The following is a 22556-nucleotide window of genomic DNA, read 5'->3' as shown; positions in this document are numbered from 1 at the left end:
GCGCGCGTGCCCAAAACACCGGTGTTCGCAGATTGAACCGCGGTCTGCGCGTGTTCGACCCGCGAACACCGGTGTCTTGCCCCGCCACTCCCGGCCGCCGCCGCTGCCTGTTCGGCCGACGGGTCAGGAGTCCTCGGAGATCGCGCTCACCGTCTCACCGGTCTCCGCCGCCTCGAGCTTCCGGGCGACATCGGCCTGGCTGATCATCCCGACCAGCCGGTGCCCGTCGATCACGGGGAGGCGACGCACCTGGTGCTGCTCCATGGTGGTGAGGGCCTCGCGGACGTCGTCATCGGCACCGATCGTGACGACCTCGCCGAGCCCCAGGTCCGCGACGGTGAAGTCACCGGGGTTCCCACCCTTCGCGACGCACAGGACGACGATGTCGCGGTCGGTCACGACACCCTTCAGCCGGTCGTCCTCGCCGCAGATCGGCAGGGCGCCGACGTCCAGGTCGGCCATCTTCTTCGCCGCGTCGACGAGTGTGTCGTTCTCGCCGACGCACTCGGCGCCCTCGGTCATGATCTCGCGTGCAGTGGTCATGTCGATCCTCCTCGGGGTCATCGGTCTGTCCGGCTCTCCGGCGTACGCGGGTCCGGATCAACCCTGGCGCAGCCCCCGTCGGTGTCCGCGCGGTCCGGACAGCGGACGGCTTGCCTGCACGGTGCGGAGTCCCGTCGAGCGAGCCGCGACGGCGCGCGTTCAGCCGGAGAACGTCGCCGGTGAACGAGATACCCGTCGGGATGCGAAGATGCATCGTTGGTGCCGGAGCCGAGAACGAGGGTTGGATGATCCCGACGGAGGAACACGACGCGAGCGCGCCGCTGCTCGACGGTCGGTACCGCTTGGAGCAGGCGATCGGCCAGGGCGGCATGTCCGTCGTCTACCGGGGTGTGGACGAGAGCCTGCACCGCCCGGTCGCGATCAAGCTCTTCCACGCGGGCATCGTCGACATCGCCCGGCAAGAGGCCGAACTCGGCGTGCTGGCGTCGCTCGAGCACCACAACCTCGTCAGCCTGCTCGACGCCGGTGTCGTCACCGGGCAGGACGGCACGCAGCAGCGCTACATCGTGATGTCGCTCGTCGTGGGGCAGGACCTCGAGGAGCGCCTCGCCGTCGGCCCGCTCGCCTCCCGGCACATCGCCGAGATCGGCTACGACATGGCCGAGGCCCTCGACTACATCCACGCTCACGGCGTCGTGCACCGCGACATCAAGCCGTCGAACATCCTGCTCGTCGACTACGGCAACGGTTCCGACCGCGCCCGCGCTCGCCTGACCGACTTCGGCATCGCGCTCGCCGCCGGCGTCGAACGCCTGACCGCCGACGGCGTGACCACCGGCACCGCCGCGTACCTCAGCCCGGAGCAGGCGCGCGGGGGCGAGGTGGGCCCGCCGAGCGACGTCTACTCGCTCGGCCTCGTGCTGCTGCAGTGCTTCACCCGCCGCCGCGAGTTCCCGGGCTCGCTCGTCGAGTCCGCCGTCGCCCGGCTCTCCCGCGACCCCGTGGTGCCCGAGCCCCTGCCCGAGCACTGGAAGCACCTGCTCAGTGCGATGACCGCGCAGGACCCCGCGGCCCGCCCCCTCGGCGCCGAGCTGGTCACGATGCTCCGCGACGTCGTGATCGCCGAGACCGCCACGGCCGACCACGTCGTCGAGCCGACGGACGAGACGGCCCCCGTGCCGACCCGCCCCGAGAGCGACCGCCCGGCGACCCTCGACACCCTGCCCGACGAGTCGCTGCAGCGCACCACGGCGATGGCGGCCCGGCTCTTCGACGCCCCGATCGCCCTGGTCGAGGTGCTCGACGAGGACCGCGAGTGGTCCCAGTCGTACATCGCCGAGGGTGTCGACGAGGCGGCGCGGAGCATCAGCTTCCGCAACGGCTTCGCGCCGGTGCCCGTCCCCGTCGTGATCCCGGACGGCTCCGCGCACCCCGAGATGCGCAACAGCCCCCTGGTCACCGGCCCGCTCGGCATCCGCTTCTACGTCAGCGTCCCGCTCGTCAAGCACGACGGCGCGCCGATCGGGACCCTCGCCGTGCTCGACACCCGCCCGCGGCAGGCGACCGAGGACGACCTCGCCAACCTCCGCGACCTGGCGGCGCTCGCCGTCACGCAGCTCGAGATCCGCCAGGAGTCCCTCCGGACGACCAGCGACTCGCTGCCGGTCCCGCGGGTGGTCGGCGACCACACCGCCTGACGGGAGGCCCGGTGCCAGCCCGCACCGCGCCTCCCGTCCGTGCGGTGGTCGCGACCACCGCCGCGCGCACGCCGTCCGCCGAGCGGTCACGACCGGTCGCCTGGCGCGCTCCCGCGCGACGGTCCCTGGCCACTCGACCACCTGCCAGCGGTGTGTCGTGACCGCTCGGGGATCCGGTGCCCGACTGACCGACCCCTACCGAGCGGGCGGAATGCCGGGGTGCCTCCGCGTGCCGACGCGGGTGTTTCGCCCGTTCGTGGTGGTGGGGGTTTGCTCACGTGGGCTGGGGGTGCCGAGCGGGCGGAATGCCGGGGTGCCTCCGCGTGCCGACCCGGGTGTTTCGCCCGTTCGTGGTGGTGGGGGTTTGCTCGCGTGGGCTGGCGGTGCCGAGCGGGCGGAATGCCGGGGTGCCTCCGCGTGCCGACCCGGGTGTTCCGCCCGCTCGTGCGGGGAGGGCTCAGCCGAGGCGGGTCGCGGCGACGCCGCCGTCCACGTCGATCGTGCCGCCGTGCACGAAGGTCGCCTCGTCGGAGGCCACCCAGCGCACGGCGAACGCGACGTCGACGGGGCGGACGGGTGCTCCGGCAGGGGTGCCCGCCGTCATCTGCGCGAGGACGTCGTGCGAGTCGGCGTTCCCCGGCGTCGCGGTGGCCCCGGGCGACACGGTCGACACCCGGACGCCGTGCGGTCCGAACTCGGCTGCCCAGGCACGGGTCAGTTGCTCGACGGCGGCCTTCGTCGCCGGGTAGAGCGCCGTGAACGGGACGCCGACGCGGGACATCCACGAGCCGATGTTCACGATGATGCCCGAGCCGCGCTCGACCATCGCAGGAGCCAGCGCTCCGACCAGCACGTGCGGCGCGCGGACGTTCGTGGCCCAGAGCGCCTCGGCGTCCTCGTCAGGGAGTAGTGCGGTCGGTCCGACCGGGTAGACGCCGGCGTTGTTGACGAGGACGTCGACCCGGCCGCCGAGGGCCTCGGTGGCGCGGGCGGCGAAACCGCGGACGACATCGGGGCGGGCGCCCAGGTCACCGACGACGGCGACCGCGCTTCCACCAGCCGCGATGATGGTGTCCACGACGGCCTGGGTGCGGCCCGGGTCCCGGCCAGCGACGCCGACGTTGGCGCCCGAAGCGGCGAGGACACGGGCGACCGCTTCGCCGATGCCGCTCGAAGCGCCGGTCACCAGCGCGGTGCGGCCAGCCAGTCGGGCGTCCGTGGTCAGGGAGTCGAGGAGTGCTTCGTTGGTCTGCATGCTCCGATGCTCGGTCCGACGGACCCGGTGGTGATTGCCCAGGACTCCGGAGTGCTTGCCGGATCCTGCACGGGCACCCCTCGCGTCGGATGCCTCGACAGAATGGGCACATGGACGACGTCACCTCGGACCGGCTGGACCGTGCCCTGCAGAGCGTCCTCGCCCACCTCGACGACACGGAGCGCGCCGCACGGCTCGGACTGCGCCTGGCGAGGGTCGACCGTCCGACCGACCTCGGGTACCAGCGCTACGCGCCGTCGGTGTCGATGGTCCTCGCCGGACGGAAGCGCTCGATCGTCGGCGACGACGACCAGCTCTGGGGTCGCGACCGCTTCATCATCACGCCCGTCGACCTGCCGGTGATCGCCGGGGTGGTCGAGGTCGAACCGCCCGCGGGGTTCGTCGCGGTCGTCTGGCAGCTCTACCCCGCGGTGGTGGCCGAGGTCGCGAGGGCGATGTCCCGCCCCCACCAGGACGAGGCGCCGCCAGGCCGACTCGGCAGCTGGACCCCGGCCCTGGCGGACGCGTTCTCCCGACTCGTCGGACTGCTCGATGCTCCGGAGGACATGGCCGTCCTCGCCCCGCTCGTCACCCGCGAGGTCGTGCTCCGCCTGCTGCAGACGGACCAGGCACCGCGCATCCTGGCCGCGATCGGCAACCGGGACGGCGACGTCGTCGCAGCGGCCACCGCCCTGCTCACCGACCGGTTGGCGGACCCGTGGTCGGTGGCGGGCCTGGCCGCGGCGGTCCGGACGAGCGAGTCGACACTGTTCGCACGCTTCCGGCAGGTCACCGGCATGAGCCCTGTGCAGTACCTGCGGCGGCTGCGGCTCGGAGAGGCCCGGCGGCGGATGATCGTGCTCGGTGACACCGCCGCCCAGGCTGCGGCGGCGGTGGGGTACCGGAGCGCCTCGCACTTCTCGCGCGACTACCGCGCCCTGCACGGCCGGCCACCGGCTGCCGACGCCGGTCGGGCCCGTGAACTGCTCGCACGGGGTGAGGTCGCGATCGCCTGAGGCGCGTCAGTCCTCGGTGAGGGCCGCCGCGTAGGCACGGACGGACCGGTGGTACCGGGGGAGCGTCGGCTCGACGGCCTCGATCGCGACGCGCAGTGCCTCGGCGGAGCGGCCCGCGCTGTGCAGTGCGAGCGCGAGGAACACCCTCGGTGCCGCTCCGGTGGCGGGGTGTCCCGGCGCGTCGCGGAGCATCGCGATGGCCGCGTCGATCCGGCCGAGGTTCCGCAGCGTCGAGGCGTGCTGGACGACCATCCTGGCGGCGCGGTCCGGGTCGACGGAGTCCAGGCCGGCTGCGGTCGCGGCGGCGTACTGCACGTCGGCATCGCCCTCGTGTCCGCCCGAGTCGAAGGCGCCGCCGAGCTCGAACGCGCCCAGTGCGGGATGCGGAGCGTCAGCGGCGAGGTCGCGCATCCGCTCGATCCGCTGCTGGTCGTCGATCGTGTCGTCGTCCCACAGCGCCGCGACGCGTGACTCCCAGTCTCCGGTGCTCATCCGGCGAGCGTACCGCCGTCGGTGATCGTCGCGCGGAACGAGCGGACCAGCGGTGCGCCGGGCTGCACGACGGCGGGGGTGTCCCACGCCAGGGCCGAGCCGATCGCGGGGTAATCCTCGGCGCGGACGAACCAGGGGTCGTGGTGGTCGACGGCCTCGATCCGGATCGTCGCCGGCCCGCCGTCGAACACCGCCGACCAGGTGATCCAGGGTGCGATCGAGCCGTGCGCGGCGGTCTCGCCCTCGGCGTCGGCGGTCCGGACGAGGACCCCCGTGCACTCGGGGAACCGCCAGAAGAAGCCGCCGTAGCCCGCTCCGGTCCGGCCGTTGCTGCCCGGCCCACCGAGGTGCACGGCGGAGTCACCGGGGGCGCGGAACGACGACGACCAGGACAGCTCCCACCCGGATTCGACCGCGCGCCAGCGCAGGGTGCGGTCCTCGCGCAGGACCACCGTGCGGTTCGGGCCCCGCCAGACGAGCGCCTCGGTGGACGTCGTGTCGTGCTGCTCGGCGTGCACGACCTCCACCGAGCCGTGGTCGTCGCGCCACACGTAGCCGAGCCCCTGGACGTAGGTCCGGCCGCCCCAGCAGTTCACGCCGTCGACGTCGGGGATCGCGACGCCGACGCCGCAGTGCCAGTCGTGGTCGCCGGGGTGGTGCGCGCTGACGACGGTGCCACCGAGGGTCCGGACCGGGTGCAGGTACGGCCGAGGGGACGACGTGGCGATCGTGCCGGCGCCGTTGCGTTCGACGGCGACCTCGACACCGTGCACCACGAGTGCGCGGATGCCGTCGTCGGTGCTCACACCACCGACGCTACCCGCGCGTCAGTCGGGCGAGCACGACGCTGTCGAGGACCTCGTGCGGGTCCCCGTCAGGCGTCGTCGCGGTGCGCGGCCGGACCTCGGCGACCAGGACGTCCCACCGGTCGTCGAGCTGCAGGGCGGCGAGGTCGTCGGCCGGCGAGGGGAACCGGTACTCCCGCAGCTCGGGCGGCAGGTCGTCGTGCGGGGGAGCGGCGTGTGCGGTGACGAGCAGGTGCCCACCGGCGTCGACGAAGCCGGCGGCCCGACGCAGGATGTCGGCTCGGGGGATCTCCACCGGCCACGACTGCAGGAACGACGCCGTCAGCAGGTCGAACCGTGCGGCGGTGTCCCACCGGTCGAGGTCCGCGGCGACGAACGCCGTCCGGTCCTCGACCCCGGCGGCGACGGCAGCGCGCGAACCACGCTGGAGCGCCGTCACGGACAGATCGATGCCCGTCACGTCCCACCCCTGCTCGGCGAGCCACACCACGTCGCCGCCCTCGCCGCAGCCGAGGTCGAGCGCTCGCCCCACCGGCAGCCCCCACGTCACCGAGGCGAGCACGGCGTTCACCCGGCCGGACCAGATGCCGTCGCGCTCGGCGTAGCGGGCCTCCCACCATTCCCGAGCGGACGGTGCGGCGGGGGCCTCGGTGGCCTCGGTGGCCTCGATGGCATCGGTGGCAGATCCGGCGGCGGAGCCGTCGTGGTGGGTGTGCATGCACCTACTCCAGCGCACCTGCCGGGCCGGACCCAAGCGGTGTTGCCGACCCGGCAACACCGAACCTGCGGGGCGGGCGCGACCCGGGCCTCCCGTCCGCCCCGATCGTGCGCGCGCCGCGCCGCGCCGCGCCGCCCGCTACTCGTCGGCGGGCAGTGGCTCGGCGTGCTCGATGCGGGCGCTCGCCGTGGCCATGTGGGCGTCCATCGCGCGCTGCACGGCGGACACGTCGCGGGCGCGCAAGGCCTCGAAGACGGCGCGGTGCTCGTGGAACGCGGCCTCGGTCGCTTGCCGGGTCTGCACGCGCCGCGCGACCCAGACGCTCAGCATCGAGCGCAGGCTCTGCAGCAGGTCGGCGAGCACGTCGTTGCCCGAGGCCCGCGCCAGCAGGACGTGGAACCGGACGTCGGCGTCGATGAAGGTCTGCGGGTCGTCGAGGGTCTCCTCCTGCCGGACCAGGTACTCGCCGAGCTCGGTGATCTGCTCGTCGGTGGCGCGCTGCGCGGCGAGGATCGCGGCCGTGCGCTCCAGCGAGGACCGGATCTCGAGCAGCTCGCGGGTGCGGTTCGACGCCAGCATGAGCCCCCACGACAGGGTCGTCGGGAGCAGGTCCGAGGTGCCTCCTCGCAGGTAGGTGCCCGAGCCGGGGCGGATCTGCACGATGCCCAGGATCTCGAGGGCGGCGAGGGCCTCACGGACGGCCGAGCGTCCGACGCCGAGCCGCTCGGACAGGATCCGCTCCGAGGGCAGCCGTGAACCGGGGGCCAGCTCGCCGGCGGTGAGCAGCGAGACGAGCTGTCGGGCGACCACCGAGGCGGGGGACCCGACGGGCACGGACTCGAGTTCGAGTCGGATGTTGAGGGGGTCGTCCGGGCTGAACGCGGGCATGCAGTGAGCGTACCGGTCGGTCAACCGGTTGCGGCAGGAGCGGCGCCGAGGCGACCGGCGTCGCGGAGGAAGCAGCAGCGCGCGTGAAATGGTCAACCGGTTGACAAGTTGACCGACCGCGACGCAGACTGGACCAGGCGCACCGATGCGCCCGCTCTCGATCCTCGCAGCAGCACGGAGCGTCCCGGCCCAGCCGCCAGGAGCGTCCCGGCGCAGCCGCCAGGACCGTCCCGGCCCAGCCGCCAGGACCATCCCGGCGCAGCCGCCAGGACCATCCCGGCGCAGCCGCCAGGACGGGAGTCGTACCACCCCCACCGAGCAGGAGTCATCGTGGACATCCCCGCCACGCGAGGCATCCCCACCTCGGTCGTCGAGAAGACGGCCATCCGCAAGATCGCGATCCGCATCGTGCCGTTCGTGGCACTGATGTTCTTCATCAACTTCCTCGACCGCACCGCGATCTCCTTCGCCGCCCCCAACGGCATGGAGGCCGACCTCGGCCTGACCGCCGCCCAGTTCGGGTTCGCGTCCGGTGTGTTCTTCATCGGCTACCTCGTGCTCGAGGTGCCGTCCAACCTGGCGCTGCACAGGTTCGGCGCTCGGATCTGGCTCGCCCGCATCATGATCACGTGGGGCATCGTGTCCCTGCTCTTCACGTGGGTGCAGAACTACCCGCAGCTCGTCGGCCTGCGCTTCCTGCTCGGCATCGCCGAGGCCGGCTTCTTCCCCGGCGCGATCCTGTTCCTGTCGACCTGGGTCCCGGCTCGTCACCGCGGCAAGATGCTCGCGCTGTTCTACCTGGCGCAGCCGCTCACGAGCGTCATCGGTTCCCCGCTCGCCGGCTGGCTGATGACCCACGAGGGGATCCTCGGCGGCCTGGCCGGATGGCGCTTCATGTTCCTGTGCGTCTCGATCCCGGCGATCATCGTCGGCGTCCTGTGCCTCTTCGTGCTCAAGGACAAGCCGTCGCAGGCGAAGTGGCTCGACGAGGACGAGAAGGTCTGGCTGGAGACGACGCTCGCTGCCGAGAGCGCCGCGAAGGGCGGCGGGGACGGTCACGGCAAGGGCGGCCTGCGGGCAGCCTTCGGCTCCGGCCGCGTCTGGATGCTCGCCGCGGTGTACTTCGGCTTCATCTACGGCCTCTACGCGCTCAGCTTCTTCCTGCCGACGATCATCGACGGCTTCCAGGAGCAGTTCGGCACCACGTTCGACCTGTTCCAGAAGGGCCTCATCACGGCCATCCCGTACGTGCCGGCCGCGGTGGTCCTGTACTTCTGGTCCCGTGACGCCTTCCGTCGTGGCGTCCGGGTCTGGCACATCGCCGTCCCGGCCCTTGTCGGTGGCCTGAGCATCCCGGTCGCGCTCTACATGAACAGCCCGGCCGCGACCGTCGCGGTCATCGCGATCACCGCGTGTGCGATCTTCGCGGCCCTGCCGAACTTCTGGACGGTCCCGACGCAGTTCCTGTCCGGTGCCGCCGCGGCCGCGGGGGTCGCCCTCATCAACACCGTCGGCAACCTCGGTGGGTTCGCCGCCCCGTACATCACCGGTGCGGTCAGCGAGTGGACCGGCGGGTACCAGGTGCCGATGTTCATCGTCGGGTTCTTCATGGTGCTGTCGAGCGTGCTGATGTTCGTGCTCGGCCGGAACACGAAGCGCAACGAAGCGGCCGCCGCGGCGTCCGGAGCCGACACCGCGGTCGCCGCCACGGACGGACCGACCGCCATCGCGAAGGAGGCCGGCGCATGACCCGCCTGTTCAACGACCCGGCGGACTTCGCCGACGAGATGGTGGACGGCTTCGTCGCCGCCAACCGCGCCCGGGTCCGCAGGGTGCACGGCGGTGTCGCCCGCTCCACCACCAGCCCCGAGGGCACCGTCGCGCTCGTCGTCGGCGGTGGCTCCGGCCACTACCCGGCCTTCGGCGGCCTCGTCGGGCACGGCCTGGCGGCCGGTGCCGCGATGGGCAACCTGTTCGCCAGCCCGAGTGCCCAGCAGGTCACCGCGGTCGCGAAGGCGTCCGAGCACGGCGGTGGCGTGCTGCTGAGCTACGGCAACTACGCGGGTGACGTCCTCAACTTCGACGCGGCGGCACGGGCACTCGAGGCACAGGGCATCGACGTCCGCACGGTCCGCGTGACCGACGACGTCGCGTCCGCGCCCGCCGACCAGGCGCACCAGCGCCGGGGCATCGCGGGGGACCTCTGCGTGTTCAAGGTGGCCGGCGCGGCCGCGGAACGCGGCGACGACCTCGACGCGGTCACCGCGATCGCGGCCCGGGCCAACGACCGCACCCGCAGCTTCGGGGTCGCGTTCTCGGGTTGCTCCCTGCCCGGCGCCGACGAGCCGCTCTTCACCGTCCCCGAGGGGCGCATGGCCATCGGCATGGGCATCCACGGCGAACGCGGCATCGCCGAGGCCGACGTCCCCACCGCGGACGGCCTGGCCGACCTGCTCGTCGACAAGCTGCTCACCGAGCGACCCGACGGCACCGGCACCACAACACACGGCACCACGACGGATGCCACCCCCCGCGTCGTCCCGATCCTCAACGGCCTCGGTTCGGTCAAGTACGAGGAGCTCTTCGTCGTCTTCGGCGCCGTCCAGCGGAAGCTCACCGACGCCGGCATCGTCATCGTGGAGCCCGAGGTCGGCGAACTCGTCACGAGCTTCGACATGGCGGGCGTCTCGCTCACCCTGTTCTGGCTCGACGACGAACTCGAGCAGCTCTGGGCCGCCCCCGCCGACGCCCCCGCGTACCGCAAGGGCGGCGCCGTCCCGCAGCAGCCGGTGCCGGTCGAGGTGCTCGAAGCCGGCGTGGTCGTGCCCGTGACGCCGGGCAGCGAGGAGTCCCAGGCCTCGGCCGCCCGCGTCGCGAGGGCGATCGCCGCGATCCGCGCCACCATCGACGACCACGCCGACGAGCTCGGCCGCATCGACGCCGTCGCCGGTGACGGCGACCACGGCATCGGCATGCAGCGCGGCTCCACCGCCGCCGACCGTGCGGCACAGGACGCCGCGGTCCGTGGCGCCGGCGCCGGTTCGGTCCTCGCGATCGCCGGAGATTCCTGGTCCGACAAGGCCGGTGGGACGTCCGGTGCGATCTGGGGCGCCGCCCTGGAGGCCCTGGGTCGCGTCCTCGGGGACGAGTCCCGTCCGACACCCGCGACCGTCCAGAGCGCGGTGCACGCCGCCGCCGAAGCCGTCCTGGCATTCGGGGCCGTCCCCGGCGACAAGACGATGGTCGACGCACTCGTACCGTTCGACCAGGTCTTCTCGGCCCGGGTCGCCGCGGGCGACGGGATCGTCGACGCCTGGTCGGCCGCCTCGGCCGCAGCACAGACCGCGGCGGACGCCACGGCGGACCTGTTGCCCCGGATGGGCCGCGCCCGCACCCACGGCGAGGACGCCGTCGGTACCCCGGACGCCGGCGCGATCTCCTTCGCCCTCATCACCGCCGCGGTCCTGGCGACCATCGACGTCCCCGCCTGACCCCCACCCCGAAAGGCACACCCGCATGAGTGAGCAGCAGTTCCGCATCGTCGTCGGTTCGGACGACGCCGGCTTCGACTACAAGGAGGCCATCAAGGCCGACCTGGCGAAGGACCCCCGCGTGGCCTCCGTCGTCGACGTGGGCGTGGACGCCGACGGCCACACCGCCTACCCGCACGTCGCCGTCGACGCCGCTCGTCTGGTGGCGAACGGCGAGGCCGACCGCGCCATCCTGATCTGCGGCACCGGGCTCGGTGTCGCGATCGCGGCGAACAAGGTCCCCGGCATCCGCGCCGTGACCGCGCACGACTCGTTCTCGGTCGAGCGCTCGATCCTGTCGAACGACGCCCAGGTCCTCTGCATGGGTCAGCGCGTCGTCGGGGTCGAGGTCGCGCGCCGGATGGCGAAGGAGTGGCTCGGTTACACCTTCGACCAGACGAGCGCGAGTGCCGAGAAGGTCAACGCGATCTGTGCCTACGACGGTTCTGCCCCGGTCGGGACCGACGCCTGATGCCCGCGACCACGGCGACGGCCCCCGTGACGATCGGGGTGTCGCTCAAGATGTACTTCTCGCACGCCCGGACGCTCGCGTGGGCGGCCGCCGTGGCCGACATCGCCCGGAGCCACCCGGCGGTGCGGTCCGGCGCGGTCGAGCTCTTCGTCGTGCCGACGTTCCCGTCGCTCGTCCCCGTCCGGGCGATCCTGACCGAGTCGGGCGTCCCGGTGCTGCTCGGCGCCCAGGACCTCGCCTGGGCCGACGAGGGCGCGTTCACCGGTGAGGTGTCCGGCGCCGAACTCGCCGAGATCGGCGTCGACCTGGTCGAGATCGCGCACGCCGAGCGCCGCTCCCTGTTCCACGAGTCCGACCAGGACATCGCCGGCAAGGTGCACGCCGCCTTCCGCAACGGCCTCCGCCCCCTCGTCTGCATCGGCGAGACCGAGCGCACCGCCGACGGCGACCCCGCGGCCGCGATCGCCGAGGTCACCGCCCAGCTCGACCGCTTCACCGCGACGGCGACCGCCGACGGCCTCGCCGGGCCGCTCATCGCCGCTTACGAGCCGGTGTGGGCGATCGGTGCCCCGCAGCCCGCGCCCGACGAGCACATCGTCGCGGTCCTGGCCGGCATCGAGCAGCACCTGGCGACCCGGCCGGAGCTCGCCGGTTCCGTCGCGATCTACGGCGGCAGTGCCGGTCCGGGCCTGCTGACCCGCGGTGCCGGACGCATCGGCGGCCTGTTCCTCGGCCGTTTCGCCCACGACCCCGAGGCGATCCGCACGATCCTCGACGAAGCCGAGGCGCTGGCCGCGACGCAGAACGGAGCACGGGCATGACCTCCCTGCTCGGCCTCTCCACCTACGCCTACTCCTGGCGCATGTCCGACCGCGTCCCGTCGCCGATGTCCCTCGACGACGCCCTGCGCGACGCCGCGTCGCACGACGGCGTCGACCTGTTCCAGATCTGCGACCACCTGCCGCTCGACACCGCGACCGACGAGCGCCTGGCCTCGATCCGGTCCCTGGCCGCCGACCTCGGTCTCACGCTCGAGGTCGGAACCCGCGGCACCCGGCCGGAGCACCTCGCCCGGTACCTGCACGTCGCGCAGCAGCTCGGCGCGACGCTCGTGCGGAGCATGTGGACGAGCGGCGACGACCAGCCCGACGCGGCCGAGACCGAACGACGTCTGCGGCAGGCGCTCCCCGCCTACGAGCGCGCGGGCGTGACCCTCGCGCTGGAGACCTACGAGGTCGTCGCCACCGCCGACCTCGTCGCCGTCGTCCGGGCGATCGGCTCCGACAGCCTCGGCATCTGCCTCGACCCGGCGAACACCGTCGCCCGGCTCGAACACCCGAGGGACGTCGTGGCGATGACCGCCCCGCACGTCGTCAACTGGCACGTCAAGGACTCCGCCTTCACCCGTTCACCGGGCTGGGTCGGTTTCCAGTACACCGGCGTCCCGATCGGCACCGGGGTCCTCGACCACGACGCCGTCCGCGCCGCGCTCGAGCCCGACACCCGGGGGATCAACCGCGTCATCGAGTTCTGGCTGCCGTGGCAGGACGAGCACGCGGGCGCCGAACCGCTGCCGGGGGAGACCCCCGCACAGACCACCACCCGCATCGAAGCGGCGTGGACCGAACACACCATCGAGTACATCAGGAGCAAGGAATCATGACCGACACCGTCACCACCCCCCACACCGTCGCTGCCGGATCCGGCACGGCCGACGTCACCGTCGCCGTGATCGGTGCCGGCGGCAAGATGGGCACCCGCGTCTCGAACAACTTCGCGAAGAGCGAGTACACCACCCTCTACAGCGAAGCCTCGCCCGCCGGCCAGGAGCGCATCCGGGCCCTCGGCCGCGAGATCACCGACAGCCTCGACGCCGCGAAGGCCGCCGACGTCGTCGTCCTCGCCGTCCCGGACGTCCTGCTCGGCACCATCTCGGAGCAGCTCGTCCCCGTCATGAAGCCCGGCGCGTCGATCCTGACGCTCGACCCCGCGGCCGCCTACGCCGGTCTGCTGGCGAAGCGCGAGGACATCCACTACGCCGTGGCGCACCCGTGCCACCCGTCGGTGTTCCTCGAGCGCACCACCAAGGCCGAGTGGGACGACACCTTCGGTGGCATCGCCGCCCCGCAGGAGGTCATCGCGGCCTTCGACGCCTCGGAGTCGCTCGGCGACGAGGGCGACCGCGCCAAGGCCGTCGCCGAGGCCGTCATCACCACGATGTACGCCCCGGTCATCCAGGTGCACTGGGTCACGGTGAAGCAGCTGGCCGTGCTCGAGCCGACCCTGGTCGAGACGATCGCCTGCATGATCGGCGACTTCCTCAACGACGCCCTCGAGGAGACCGTCACCGGTGTCGGCGTGCCCCGCGAGGCCGCCCGCGCCATGCTCTACGGCCACACCTGGATCGCGCTGACGAACGGCCTGCGCGGCTCGAACCCGTTCTCCGACGCCTGCCACATCGCGATGGGCTACGGCCGCGAGAAGCTCATCAAGGAGGACTGGAAGCAGGTCTTCGACGACAGCGAGCTCGACTCGGTCATCGCGAAGATGCTCAAGATCGACGCCGTCCGGCGCTGAGCCGCACCGCCACCGACGACCGCGCCGACCCGTCAGCGCGTCCGGACCGGAACGCCCCGCCGACCCCCTTCCGGCGGGGCGTTCCCCGTGCCGTCGGCGGCCACGAACCCGCGCGGCCCCCACGCCTCGGCCAGCGTGATCGAGGCCACGCCCGGCACCGTCAGCGCCCGCACCGAGTCGGCGAACCACCGCTCGGCGGCCGGCGTGTGCTGCGCCGGGTCGGTCGCGTCCGGAACGGTCTCCGGCCCGTACCCGTGCTCGACGGTCGTGTCCGTCACGACCCGGGTCGGCGCCGTCGCCACCGCGTTGAACCGTGGCCGCAGCGTCACCGGCCCGACGTGCAGCGCCCTGCCGGCGGCCAGCCTGGAGGCACTGCTCACCACCCAGCGCTGCATCCGGATCGACTCGGTCACCTGATCGGGCGACCGGTCGTGCATCTGCGGCGTCACGCTGCAGGTCAGGGGGCCGTCCCAGCCCGAGAACACCGCGATCGAGCGGTTCAGCTCGGTGAAGTGGGCCCGGGTACCGGCGACGACCTCCAGCGCGCCGACCGCTGCCACCGCTTCGCGCAGCGCCCGCTGCAGCGCCGGCGTCGTCACGTGCGACACCGGGTCGAACGCGCCGACGCGAGCCACCGGCCCGCCCTCGAGCACCGCGTCGATCGCCGCGCGCAGTGGCACCGGGTCGTCGGTGACGAACCGGACGTCCAGGGGAGCGCCACCCGCGTCCCGTCGGGCCGAGGCGAGCACCGCCTCGACGTTCGGGGCCCCGAGGGTCGGCTCGACCAGGATCGGGAACCCGCGGAGCAGGTCGGCGTCGTCCGGGCGCGCAGCGACCGGCGCCGAACCCGCGAGCAGCTGGAGCGTCGGCGGCGGCGTGACCACGGCACCGGGACCCGGCACGTCGAGCGCTGCGAGGTCCGGGGCGGGGGAGGCCGCGCCTCCCGACCGGGTGCCCGGACCACCTGCTGAACCGACCGCCGTCGCACGCAGGGTGAGCCCCTGCCGGACCGTCCTCCCCGGCGTGATCGCGATCGGGAACCGCTCGGCGAGCGGCGTCGAGTACGTCTTGAACGAGGCGTCGGTCCAGTTCCGCTGGTCCTCGGTCTCGAACACGTCGCCGGTCAGGTCGAGCGCCAGCGCGACCGGGCCCGCCGCCCAGTCGAGCCCGTCGACGTCGACGGCAGGCTGGTGCGGCGCGATCCAGAACGGGAACGCCGTCGCGGTGCTGCCACCGGACGGATGCCGCACCGTGAGTGGCTGCCCCGCCAGGGTCGGCGGGTGCAGGACGACGAGCCCGAGGCGGTTGCGGCGGAAGGCCCGCGTGACCGTCCCGAGCGCGGAGACCCGAAGGGTGTCGTCGTCGAGCGTGACCTCGAGGACCGTGCGGACGACCTCGACGCCGTCGTACCGTGCGCTGGTCTCGATGCGGATGCACCTGTCGTCACCACCCACCGCGCGTGTCAGCACGGTGTCGTCGGCGGTGCGCCAGTCGTGGTCGCGGACGACGAACCGGACGGCGCGCAGGACGAGCACGCCCCGGAAGGCGACGTCGGCGACTTCGGCTCCGCGCAGCGCCAGACGCCAGTGCCCGACGGACACGATCTCGTCGTTCGACGTCGCAGTCATGGTGCATGCCTAGCACCGGTCAACCGGTTGGGCAATGATGGGGGTGACGGAGCAGCGCTGCTCCGAGGACGGAGTCCCACATGACCGCACGACTCGACGGCCGGACCGCACTCGTCACGGGAGCGGGGTCCGGCATCGGCCGCGCGATCGCCGACCGCTTCGTGGCCGAGGGGGCGAGGGTCGTCTACGCCGACCGGGACGCCGACGCGGCCCAGGGTGCCGCCGTCGCAGCCGGTCCGACCGCGATCGGCCTGACGATGGACATCGCCGACGAGGCGAGCGTGGCCGCGGGGTTCGCCGAACTGGCCGACCGTGGTGCGACCCCGGACGTCGTGGTCGCGAACGCCGGGGTGCAGCTGTTCGGCCACGACGCCAAGGTCGCGGACCTGTCGCTGGAGACCTGGGACCGCACGCTCGCGGTCAACCTCACCGGCACGTTCCTGACGATCAAGCACGCCGTCCGGGCGATGCTCGGGAGCGGCACCGGGGGGTCGGTCATCGCCACCGGGTCCCCCACCGGCCTGAACGGTGAGGGCGCCGACTTCGCGGCGTACTCCTCGACCAAGGGCGGCATCCACGCACTCGTCCGGGCGACCGCGATGGCCTACGCGGGGAACGGCATCCGGGTGAACACGGTCGTGCCGGGCTACACCGAGACCGGCCTCGTCTCGGCGATCTCCGGCGACCCCGAGGCCCGAGCCGCGATCGTCGCCCGCACCCCGCTTGGTCGCCCGGGCACCCCCGACGACGTCACCGGGATCATGGTCTACCTGGCCAGCGCGGAGTCGTCCTACGCCACCGGCGCGGAGTTCCGCGTCGACGGCGGCATGACGAGCCTCTGACCCGTCTCGGAGGCTCGGTTCGCCCCGCCGGACCCTCCCAAGCCCGACGTTTGGCCGCGGAACGCAGCACGTGGTTCCGCGGCTCCCGGCACGCGTACCGTCCGTCGCGATGACCGAATCGCCCACCACTGCCCCGTCGAACTACGAGTCCGCCGACGGTGTGGACCCCCTGCACCTCACCACCTACCGACAGGTCCGCAAGGCCGCCCGCCGCGGACACGCACTGCCCGGCGACGCCGGTGAGCCGTCCCTGGCCGACCTCGTGAACGCCCGGGGGAACGGCACCGCCGAGTCCCGCTGACCTGAGCTCACGATCCGGTCTCGACGAGGTCTCGATCGGGACACGACGACACGAGCAGCACGACGGTGCTGCCACGATGACGTTCATGGTCTCCTTCCGGTCCGCACTGCCCCTGGTCGTCGTGAGCGCGGTCCTCGTGTCCGGCTCGCTCGCCGGCTGCTCGGCCGACGCTGACGCAGCGGCGCGGCCGACGTCGAGCCCGAAGCCGACCTCGGAGACCTCGGACGCCCGGCCCGCGGGCGGCGCGACGGACCCGATGGAGGAAGACCGGAGTGCTGCGGCGATCTGCGGCCAGATCACTGCGCTGACGACGATCTCGCTGAACGCGACGGTCGGCCGCAGCCAGGGCGATCTCTCCGAGGCGCAGTACCAGGCACTCATCGCGGCGGAACGCTTCGGCTACGAGCACCTGTCGAGCACCGACGAGGAGCTCGACGACGCGATCGACTACGCGCACGAGTACCTCGACGCGCACCCCGCACCGGAGTCCGGGCCGGCGCTCGAGATGACCCCCGAATGGGAACTCGTCGGGCGCACCCTGAGCACCGCGTGCCGGGGTGCCGGGTCGAACGTCGTGGGCACCGCCCAGTACGGCGGCTGACGACCCTGATCAGCTTCCCGTGACCGCCGTCACCAGCGCGTCGAGCGCGCGGTCGAGCTCCGGCAGCGTCACGGCGCCGTAGCCGAACACGATGCCCGGCGGCGTGCTGCCCGGCGCGAGCCCGTACTCCTCGAGCGTCGCGACGAGCACCCCGGCGTCCGCCAGCCGACGCGCGATCTGCGCCCCGGTGGTCGGACCCGACCACGTGACCACCGCGTGCAGCCCGCCGTCCAGGGCACGGGCCTCCAGGCCGGCGACGCCGCCGAGCCGAGCCGCGATCCGGGCCCGGCGGTGCGTGTAGTCGCGGCGCACCCGACCCAGGTGCCGCCGCAGCGCACCCGTCCGCAGCAGGTGCACGAGCGCGGCCTGCACCGGTTCGGCGACGACCGCACCACGTGCCCGACGGGCGGCCAGCACCGCCTCCGTCACCGGGGAACCCGTCGCCGCGACCGTCGGCAGCACGACGTACGCGCAGCGCAGCCGGGGGTCGAGCGTCTTCGAGAAGCCGCCGACGTGCAGCACCACGCCCTCCGCGTCGAGTGCGGCCAGCGCGGGCACGGGCGCGCCGCGGTGCCGGAACTCCGAGTCGTAGTCGTCCTCCACCACCACGGTGCCGGTGGTGGCGGCCCAGGTGAGCAGCCGCCGGCGCCGGGCGACGGGCATCACCGACCCGAGCGGGTACTGGTGCGTCGGGCTGACCAGGACGGCGTCGACCTGTCCGGCGGCCTCGAGCGCGTCGAGGTCGAGGCCGTCCTCCCGGACCGGGACGCCCACCAGGGACCCGCCCGCGCTCGTGATCGCACGGTGTCCGGTGCGGTAGCCGGGGTCCTCGACGGCGACGACGGGAGCGCGACCCAGCAGCCCCCGCAGCGCCTCGGTGACGAGCGACAGCGCCTCCGAGGTCCCCGCGGTCACGAGCACCCGGTCGACCGTCGCCGTGAACCCGCGGGTCAGGCCGAGCTGGGCGACGACCTGTGCCCGCAGGTCGGGGGAGCCGAGCGGGTCCGCGATCGCGTTCCGGAGCGGGGCCGACGCCGCTGCGCGCCAGGCTGCCCGCCAGTCCCGCTGCGGGATGGCCGTGACGGCGGGGATGCCCGGACGGCAGTCGATGAGCGGAGCGGACGGCGAAGCGGCCGCGAGGCTGACCGCGCCAGAGCCGGCGGTGTCCGTGCCGACGGCCGACGGCGCACTCGTCGTCGGCCCGTGCAGGTCCGCCGCGACTCGCGCGAGGGCACCGTGCCGCGTCCGCAGGTACCCCTCGCCGTCGAGCTGCTCGTACGCCGCGACGACGGTGCCCCGGGCCACCCCGAGTTCCGCCGCGAGCGCCCGCGTCGACGGCAGCGGATCGCCTTCGCGCAGGGTGCCGTCGTGCACCATCCCGCGCACCCGTGCCACCACGCCGGACACCTTGCTCGACTGGTCCACCGTGATCGCCCCGATCTGGTCCACATGCCGGACCACTGGTGACCCTAGCGTGAGCCCATGCCCACCCCGAACACCCAGCCGAACCCGACGGACCCGACCGCCGACGGCCCCTCGCTCCGTGTCCGCCGCCTGCGCGACCGCCAGTCCGACGACCCCGCGGTCCTGCACGCGATCCTCGCCGAGGCCCACCTCGCCCACGTCGGCATCGTCCGCGATGGCCACCCCGTCGTCCTGCCGTTCCTCTGCGCCGTCGGGGACCTCGGCGACGGCCCCGTCCTGCTGCTGCACGGCTCGACCGGTGGCGGTCTGTTCCTCGACGCCGGGGCCGAGGGCGTCCCGGTCGCCGCCACCGTCACCCACCTGGACGGCCTCGTCTTCGCACGCTCGACCAACGACAGCTCGGCGAACTACCGCAGCGCGATGATCGCCGGGCGCGCCACCGTGGTGCCGACCGACCTCCGCACCGAAGCCCTCTGGCAGGTGGCCGACCACCTCATGCCGGGCCGCCGAGCCGAGGTGCGCGAGATGACCGCGAAGGAGGTCCGCGCCACCCAGGTCCTCCAGCTGCCCCTCGACCGCGCGAGCGTCAAGGTCCGAGCCCACGGTGTTGGCGAGGACCCGGCAGACGGCGAGGACCACACCGTCTGGGCGGGCGTCCTGCCACTCGCGGTCCGCGCCGGGGTCCCGATCCCGGGGGACATCTCGGGGGACAGCCCGGTGGACGCATCGGTCGTCGCGCTGTCGGCTCGCCTCGACCGCCTGGCGACCGACCGGGAGGCCCGGATCGCCGCCGTCATGCGGGTCACGCCGGTCTGAGCCCGGGTCCACCGCTACGGGCCGGCTCCGGAACGCCCGTGCGCGCCGTCGGAGTGGCCTGCGAGCGGTGCTCGTTCCTGTGACCAGCCGCAGGAACACTCCGGCGCTGCCCAGCCGCGAGCACCGCCGTGACCAATACGTTACTTTCCGGACCGCCGAGTGGTCCCGACCCGGAAGGACACATGGGACGCCACACCCTGCCTGCAGCAGCCGACGACCGTCAGCCCGCGCGAACGCACGCGCACCCCGCGGTCGGCCCCGCGCCGCTGACGCCGGACACGCAGCAGTCCCGTCCCCGTGGTCGCCGCTCGGCCCTCGGCCCCGCGGCCGCCCGTTCCACCTTCGTCGAGCACCCGAAGCCGGCCCTGACCGTGCGGATGCAGCCGCGTCCCGCACCCGTCGCGTCGTCGGCCGGCAGCGCGGTGCTGAGCCGGACCGCCACCCTGCGTGCCGAGCGCGCCGTCGACCCGCGGCACATCCGCCGTTCCGCGAACGCGAAGCGCGCAGCGATCCTGCTCGCCCCCGCCATCGCGGTGACCTCGAGCCTGACGCTCGCCCTGCCCGCGAACGCCGACACCCTGCCCGCGGACACCCGCTACGGCACGACCACGGCGCAGGACGCCCAGACCTTCACGGTGGCGCACGACGTCCAGGTCCCCGTGGTCTCCACCGACGGCATGACCACCACGACGACGATCGTGTCCTACCCGACGCTCGACCTCCGCTTCGGGGTGACGACCGCGCAGGCGCAATCCGCGTTGTCCGCCGCACTCTCGGCCGGGGGCGACCGGGCCACGATCGTGCAGACCGCCCTGCAGTACATGGGGGACCCGTACGTCGAGGGCGGCGCGAGCCACGAGGGCATCGACTGCTCCGGGCTCACGATGGTCGCGTACCAGGCGGTGGGGATCCAGCTCGTGCACTACGTGCCGACGCAGGACGCCGTCGCCACCACGATCCCGGAGTCCGAGGCACTGCCGGGCGACCTCGTCGTGTACGACGACGAGGACCACGTCGGCCTGTACCTCGGCCAGGGGCTCGTGCTGCAGGCACCGCACCCCGGCGAGGTCGTCGACATCGTCCCGATGTACTCGGCGGCGCACCACTTCGCGCGCGTCCTGCCGGCCGGCAGCTGACCCGACCAGCTGTGGTGTGGCCATGGTGGTGACCAGCAGGACCACCCGGACGGGGCGTCCCCACCGATCACGGGCCTCCCGTATCCTGGAGTGATGGCTTCCGACACCCGCACCCCGTTCGAACAGCAGCAGTCTGCTCGTCCGCAGGTGCGCCCGCGCACCGAGGGCTGGAAGCAGGCCACCGACACCGACGGTCGCCCGCTCCTGCAGTTCGCGTCCCCGAAGCGTGGCAAGCCGCCCGTGCACCTGGCCGACCTGACGGCCGAGGAACGCGAGGCCCGCGTGAAGGAACTCGGCCTGCCCGGGTTCCGCGCCAAGCAGCTCGCGACCCACTACTTCCAGCACTACACGTCCGACCCGGCGAAGATGACCGACCTGCCCGCCGCCCAGCGGGAGCAGCTCGTCGCCGGGATGCTGCCGCCGCTCCTCACCGAGACCCGGCGGCTGGCGACCGACAACGGCGACACGATCAAGTTCCTCTGGAAGCTGCACGACGGCGCCCTGGTCGAGTCGGTGCTCATGCGCTACCCGGGCCGCATCACCCTGTGCGTCTCGTCCCAGGCCGGGTGCGGCATGAACTGCCCGTTCTGCGCCACCGGCCAGGCCGGGCTGACCCGCAACATGTCCACCGCCGAGATCATCGAGCAGATCGTCCGGGCGAACGCCGCGATCGCCGCCGGTGAGCTCGGGGGCGATCCCCGCAAGGGCGGCCAGGACCGCGTCGACGCCGAGCGCGTGACGAACATCGTGTTCATGGGCATGGGGGAGCCGCTCGCGAACTACAAGCGGGTGATGGACGCCGTGCGGTTGATGGTCGCACCACAGCCGAACGGTCTGGGCATGAGTGCCCGTGGCATCACGGTGTCGACCGTCGGCCTGGTGCCGGCGATGATCAAGCTCGCGGACGAAGGGATCCCGCTCACCTTCGCGCTCTCCCTGCACGCCCCCGACGACGAGCTCCGCGACGAGCTCATCCCGGTGAACTCGCGCTGGAAGGCCGACGAGGCGATCGACGCCGCCCACAACTACTACGTCAAGACGGGCCGTCGTGTCTCGATCGAGTACGCGCTCATCAAGGACATGAACGACCACGCCTGGCGAGCCGACCTGCTCGCCGAGAAGCTCAACAAGCGCGGCAAGGGGTGGGTGCACGTCAACCCGATCCCGCTCAACCCGACGCCGGGCTCCGTGTGGACCTCGTCCGAGGTGCACGTGCAGGACGAGTTCGTCCGCCGACTCAACGCCGCCGGCATCCCGACGACCCTGCGCGACACCCGCGGCAAGGAGATCGACGGGGCGTGCGGGCAGTTGGCAGCGGCGGAGTAGGTCGGTCGGATCAGCGGGACCGGTCCAGTCCGGTTGGTCTGGTGGTCGTCTGTTCGTTCAGTCGGGAGGCACGGTGCGGGTTCGCACCGTGCCTTCCGTCGTTCCCGGGGGTCGCGCTCACCCCGTCGATCCCCGGAAACCCGGGGGACACGTGCCGTTCACCCGACTGCGACACGCCCGGGCGGGACGACGGTTGGCAGGGCCCCCGGGGCGTGTGTAAAGTAATCACTCGTTGCCGCTGAGGCGGAGAACGGAACGGCCGAGACGATCACCGGGTTGAACACCTGGAGATGCAGTCCGGACGGGGTCCCGCTCAGGCAACCAACTCCTCGGAACCACGACCTCTGGTTGTGTGCCCGGGATGTTGTACAAGACGAATGCCTCTCTGGCGGAACCTGTGATGGGTCGAGCGGGGAGTGCGTCTGGTCCTTGAGAACTCAACAGCGTGCACATTGTCAATGCCAATTTATTGATTGACCTCGTGCCTGGTCGGTTTGCCGATCGGGTCATGAAGCAATTCCTTTTG

The 22556-nt window shown here is 72.8% G+C and carries 22 protein-coding genes; 14 read left to right on the top strand and 8 right to left on the bottom strand.

The genetic code is table 11. From position 1 onward, the window contains the following. Nucleotides 1-123: 123 nt before the first annotated feature. Nucleotides 124-543: a CBS domain-containing protein gene (locus DEJ35_RS16330; RefSeq protein WP_111193170.1), complete on the bottom strand. Its 420-nt coding sequence runs from the start codon at nt 541-543 to the stop codon at nt 124-126. 245 nt (nt 544-788) lie between these two features. On the opposite strand from DEJ35_RS16330, the gene DEJ35_RS16325 reads away from it, so the two are divergent. Then, on the top strand, nt 789-2201 hold the full coding sequence (locus DEJ35_RS16325) for a GAF domain-containing serine/threonine-protein kinase (protein ID WP_111193169.1): 1413 nt from the start codon (nt 789-791) through the stop codon (nt 2199-2201). A 457-nt stretch (nt 2202-2658) separates the two neighbouring features. Here the strand turns inward: DEJ35_RS16325 and DEJ35_RS16320 are convergent, their stop codons facing one another. Then, on the bottom strand, nt 2659-3456 hold the full coding sequence (locus tag DEJ35_RS16320) for an SDR family NAD(P)-dependent oxidoreductase (RefSeq protein WP_111193168.1): 798 nt from the start codon (nt 3454-3456) through the stop codon (nt 2659-2661). Nucleotides 3457-3566: 110 nt separating this feature from the next. Between DEJ35_RS16320 and DEJ35_RS16315 the strand changes: the two genes are divergently transcribed. Beyond that, complete coding sequence (locus tag DEJ35_RS16315) at nt 3567-4472, top strand: AraC family transcriptional regulator (protein WP_111193167.1); 906 nt, start codon at nt 3567-3569, stop codon at nt 4470-4472. 6 nt (nt 4473-4478) lie between these two features. On the opposite strand, the gene DEJ35_RS16310 is transcribed toward DEJ35_RS16315, so the two are convergent. The 4 genes from DEJ35_RS16310 to DEJ35_RS16295 form a co-directional block, all read right to left on the bottom strand. Then, nucleotides 4479-4964 (bottom strand): tetratricopeptide repeat protein, encoded by a 486-nt coding sequence (locus tag DEJ35_RS16310; protein WP_110862841.1) that lies wholly within the window; start codon nt 4962-4964, stop codon nt 4479-4481. After that, nucleotides 4961-5770: a PmoA family protein gene (locus DEJ35_RS16305; protein ID WP_111193166.1), complete on the bottom strand. Its 810-nt coding sequence runs from the start codon at nt 5768-5770 to the stop codon at nt 4961-4963. Before DEJ35_RS16305 ends, DEJ35_RS16310 begins: the two co-directional genes overlap by 4 nt. Nucleotides 5771-5780: 10 nt before the next feature. Next, entirely contained in the window at nt 5781-6488 is a 708-nt protein-coding gene (locus DEJ35_RS16300) for a bifunctional 2-polyprenyl-6-hydroxyphenol methylase/3-demethylubiquinol 3-O-methyltransferase UbiG (RefSeq protein ID WP_111193165.1), read from the bottom strand. Nucleotides 6489-6626: 138 nt separating this feature from the next. Beyond that, nucleotides 6627-7376 carry a FadR/GntR family transcriptional regulator gene (locus DEJ35_RS16295; RefSeq protein WP_111124416.1) on the bottom strand — a complete coding sequence of 250 codons (750 nt, stop codon included), beginning with the start codon at nt 7374-7376 and terminating at the stop codon, nt 6627-6629. Between the two features lie 330 nt (nt 7377-7706). Between DEJ35_RS16295 and DEJ35_RS16290 the strand changes: the two genes are divergently transcribed. The 6 genes from DEJ35_RS16290 to DEJ35_RS16265 are packed head-to-tail and all read left to right on the top strand — an operon-like array spanning nt 7707 to nt 13955. Then, nucleotides 7707-9125 (top strand): MFS transporter, encoded by a 1419-nt coding sequence (locus tag DEJ35_RS16290; protein ID WP_111193164.1) that lies wholly within the window; start codon nt 7707-7709, stop codon nt 9123-9125. Beyond that, entirely contained in the window at nt 9122-10867 is a 1746-nt protein-coding gene (locus DEJ35_RS16285) for a dihydroxyacetone kinase family protein (RefSeq protein ID WP_111193163.1), read from the top strand. Before DEJ35_RS16290 ends, DEJ35_RS16285 begins: the two co-directional genes overlap by 4 nt. A gap of 25 nt (nt 10868-10892) precedes the next feature. Further along, nucleotides 10893-11378, top strand: coding sequence for a ribose-5-phosphate isomerase (locus DEJ35_RS16280; protein WP_111193162.1), 486 nt, complete (start codon nt 10893-10895; stop codon nt 11376-11378). Continuing rightward, nucleotides 11378-12199 (top strand): triose-phosphate isomerase family protein, encoded by an 822-nt coding sequence (locus DEJ35_RS16275; RefSeq protein ID WP_110862848.1) that lies wholly within the window; start codon nt 11378-11380, stop codon nt 12197-12199. The genes DEJ35_RS16280 and DEJ35_RS16275 overlap by 1 nt, the downstream gene beginning before the upstream one ends. Then, nucleotides 12196-13041, top strand: coding sequence for a sugar phosphate isomerase/epimerase (locus DEJ35_RS16270; RefSeq protein ID WP_111193161.1), 846 nt, complete (start codon nt 12196-12198; stop codon nt 13039-13041). Before DEJ35_RS16275 ends, DEJ35_RS16270 begins: the two co-directional genes overlap by 4 nt. After that, nucleotides 13038-13955 (top strand): phosphogluconate dehydrogenase C-terminal domain-containing protein, encoded by a 918-nt coding sequence (locus DEJ35_RS16265; RefSeq protein WP_110862850.1) that lies wholly within the window; start codon nt 13038-13040, stop codon nt 13953-13955. Before DEJ35_RS16270 ends, DEJ35_RS16265 begins: the two co-directional genes overlap by 4 nt. A gap of 32 nt (nt 13956-13987) precedes the next feature. On the opposite strand, the gene DEJ35_RS16260 is transcribed toward DEJ35_RS16265, so the two are convergent. After that, entirely contained in the window at nt 13988-15583 is a 1596-nt protein-coding gene (locus DEJ35_RS16260; protein WP_111193160.1) for a hypothetical protein, read from the bottom strand. Between the two features lie 80 nt (nt 15584-15663). Between DEJ35_RS16260 and DEJ35_RS16255 the strand changes: the two genes are divergently transcribed. From DEJ35_RS16255 to DEJ35_RS16245, 3 genes are all read left to right on the top strand, one after another. Then, the gene (locus DEJ35_RS16255; protein ID WP_111193159.1) at nt 15664-16425 is read left to right on the top strand and encodes an SDR family NAD(P)-dependent oxidoreductase; all 762 of its coding nucleotides are present in this window, start codon (nt 15664-15666) and stop codon (nt 16423-16425) included. Nucleotides 16426-16534: 109 nt separating this feature from the next. Beyond that, nucleotides 16535-16726 carry a hypothetical protein gene (locus tag DEJ35_RS16250; protein WP_110862853.1) on the top strand — a complete coding sequence of 64 codons (192 nt, stop codon included), beginning with the start codon at nt 16535-16537 and terminating at the stop codon, nt 16724-16726. An 85-nt stretch (nt 16727-16811) separates the two neighbouring features. Continuing rightward, on the top strand, nt 16812-17327 hold the full coding sequence (locus DEJ35_RS16245) for a hypothetical protein (RefSeq protein ID WP_146244823.1): 516 nt from the start codon (nt 16812-16814) through the stop codon (nt 17325-17327). A 9-nt stretch (nt 17328-17336) separates the two neighbouring features. Here DEJ35_RS16245 and DEJ35_RS16240 read toward each other — a convergent pair whose 3' ends face one another. Next, the gene (locus DEJ35_RS16240) at nt 17337-18788 is read right to left on the bottom strand and encodes a PLP-dependent aminotransferase family protein (protein WP_146244822.1); all 1452 of its coding nucleotides are present in this window, start codon (nt 18786-18788) and stop codon (nt 17337-17339) included. A gap of 21 nt (nt 18789-18809) precedes the next feature. On the opposite strand from DEJ35_RS16240, the gene DEJ35_RS16235 reads away from it, so the two are divergent. From DEJ35_RS16235 to rlmN, 3 genes are all read left to right on the top strand, one after another. Further along, complete coding sequence (locus DEJ35_RS16235) at nt 18810-19568, top strand: pyridoxamine 5'-phosphate oxidase family protein (protein WP_111193156.1); 759 nt, start codon at nt 18810-18812, stop codon at nt 19566-19568. Nucleotides 19569-19750: 182 nt separating this feature from the next. After that, a complete protein-coding gene (locus DEJ35_RS16230) occupies nt 19751-20704 on the top strand; it encodes a C40 family peptidase (RefSeq protein ID WP_111193155.1) in 954 nt (317 codons plus the stop codon). A 93-nt stretch (nt 20705-20797) separates the two neighbouring features. After that, entirely contained in the window at nt 20798-22030 is a 1233-nt protein-coding gene (rlmN, locus tag DEJ35_RS16225) for a 23S rRNA (adenine(2503)-C(2))-methyltransferase RlmN (protein WP_110862858.1), read from the top strand. The last annotated feature ends 526 nt before the right edge of the window (nt 22031-22556 follow it).

The organism is Curtobacterium sp. MCPF17_051, assembly GCF_003234595.1.
Taxonomy (GTDB): Bacteria; Actinomycetota; Actinomycetes; order Actinomycetales; family Microbacteriaceae; genus Curtobacterium; species Curtobacterium flaccumfaciens.
Note: the sequence above shows the minus strand (reverse complement) of the source record. Positions and strands in the feature narration are given on the sequence as shown.

Bases quoted from the DNA above. Each gene is read 5' to 3' on its own strand.
- DEJ35_RS16235 (WP_111193156.1), top strand. From the start codon at position 18,810: ATGCCCACCCCGAACACCCAGCCGAACCCGACGGACCCGACCGCCGAC.
- DEJ35_RS16250 (WP_110862853.1), top strand. From the start codon at position 16,535: ATGACCGAATCGCCCACCACTGCCCCGTCGAACTACGAGTCCGCCGAC.
- DEJ35_RS16280 (WP_111193162.1), top strand. From the start codon at position 10,893: ATGAGTGAGCAGCAGTTCCGCATCGTCGTCGGTTCGGACGACGCCGGC.
- DEJ35_RS16320 (WP_111193168.1), bottom strand. From the start codon at position 3,456: ATGCAGACCAACGAAGCACTCCTCGACTCCCTGACCACGGACGCCCGA.
- DEJ35_RS16325 (WP_111193169.1), top strand. From the start codon at position 789: ATGATCCCGACGGAGGAACACGACGCGAGCGCGCCGCTGCTCGACGGT.
- DEJ35_RS16330 (WP_111193170.1), bottom strand. From the start codon at position 543: ATGACCACTGCACGCGAGATCATGACCGAGGGCGCCGAGTGCGTCGGC.
- rlmN (WP_110862858.1), top strand. From the start codon at position 20,798: ATGGCTTCCGACACCCGCACCCCGTTCGAACAGCAGCAGTCTGCTCGT.
- DEJ35_RS16270 (WP_111193161.1), top strand. From the start codon at position 12,196: ATGACCTCCCTGCTCGGCCTCTCCACCTACGCCTACTCCTGGCGCATG.
- DEJ35_RS16275 (WP_110862848.1), top strand. From the start codon at position 11,378: ATGCCCGCGACCACGGCGACGGCCCCCGTGACGATCGGGGTGTCGCTC.
- DEJ35_RS16245 (WP_146244823.1), top strand. From the start codon at position 16,812: ATGGTCTCCTTCCGGTCCGCACTGCCCCTGGTCGTCGTGAGCGCGGTC.
- DEJ35_RS16300 (WP_111193165.1), bottom strand. From the start codon at position 6,488: ATGCACACCCACCACGACGGCTCCGCCGCCGGATCTGCCACCGATGCC.
- DEJ35_RS16315 (WP_111193167.1), top strand. From the start codon at position 3,567: ATGGACGACGTCACCTCGGACCGGCTGGACCGTGCCCTGCAGAGCGTC.
- DEJ35_RS16230 (WP_111193155.1), top strand. From the start codon at position 19,751: ATGGGACGCCACACCCTGCCTGCAGCAGCCGACGACCGTCAGCCCGCG.
- DEJ35_RS16295 (WP_111124416.1), bottom strand. From the start codon at position 7,376: ATGCCCGCGTTCAGCCCGGACGACCCCCTCAACATCCGACTCGAACTC.
- DEJ35_RS16260 (WP_111193160.1), bottom strand. From the start codon at position 15,583: ATGACTGCGACGTCGAACGACGAGATCGTGTCCGTCGGGCACTGGCGT.
- DEJ35_RS16255 (WP_111193159.1), top strand. From the start codon at position 15,664: ATGACCGCACGACTCGACGGCCGGACCGCACTCGTCACGGGAGCGGGG.
- DEJ35_RS16310 (WP_110862841.1), bottom strand. From the start codon at position 4,964: ATGAGCACCGGAGACTGGGAGTCACGCGTCGCGGCGCTGTGGGACGAC.
- DEJ35_RS16285 (WP_111193163.1), top strand. From the start codon at position 9,122: ATGACCCGCCTGTTCAACGACCCGGCGGACTTCGCCGACGAGATGGTG.
- DEJ35_RS16265 (WP_110862850.1), top strand. From the start codon at position 13,038: ATGACCGACACCGTCACCACCCCCCACACCGTCGCTGCCGGATCCGGC.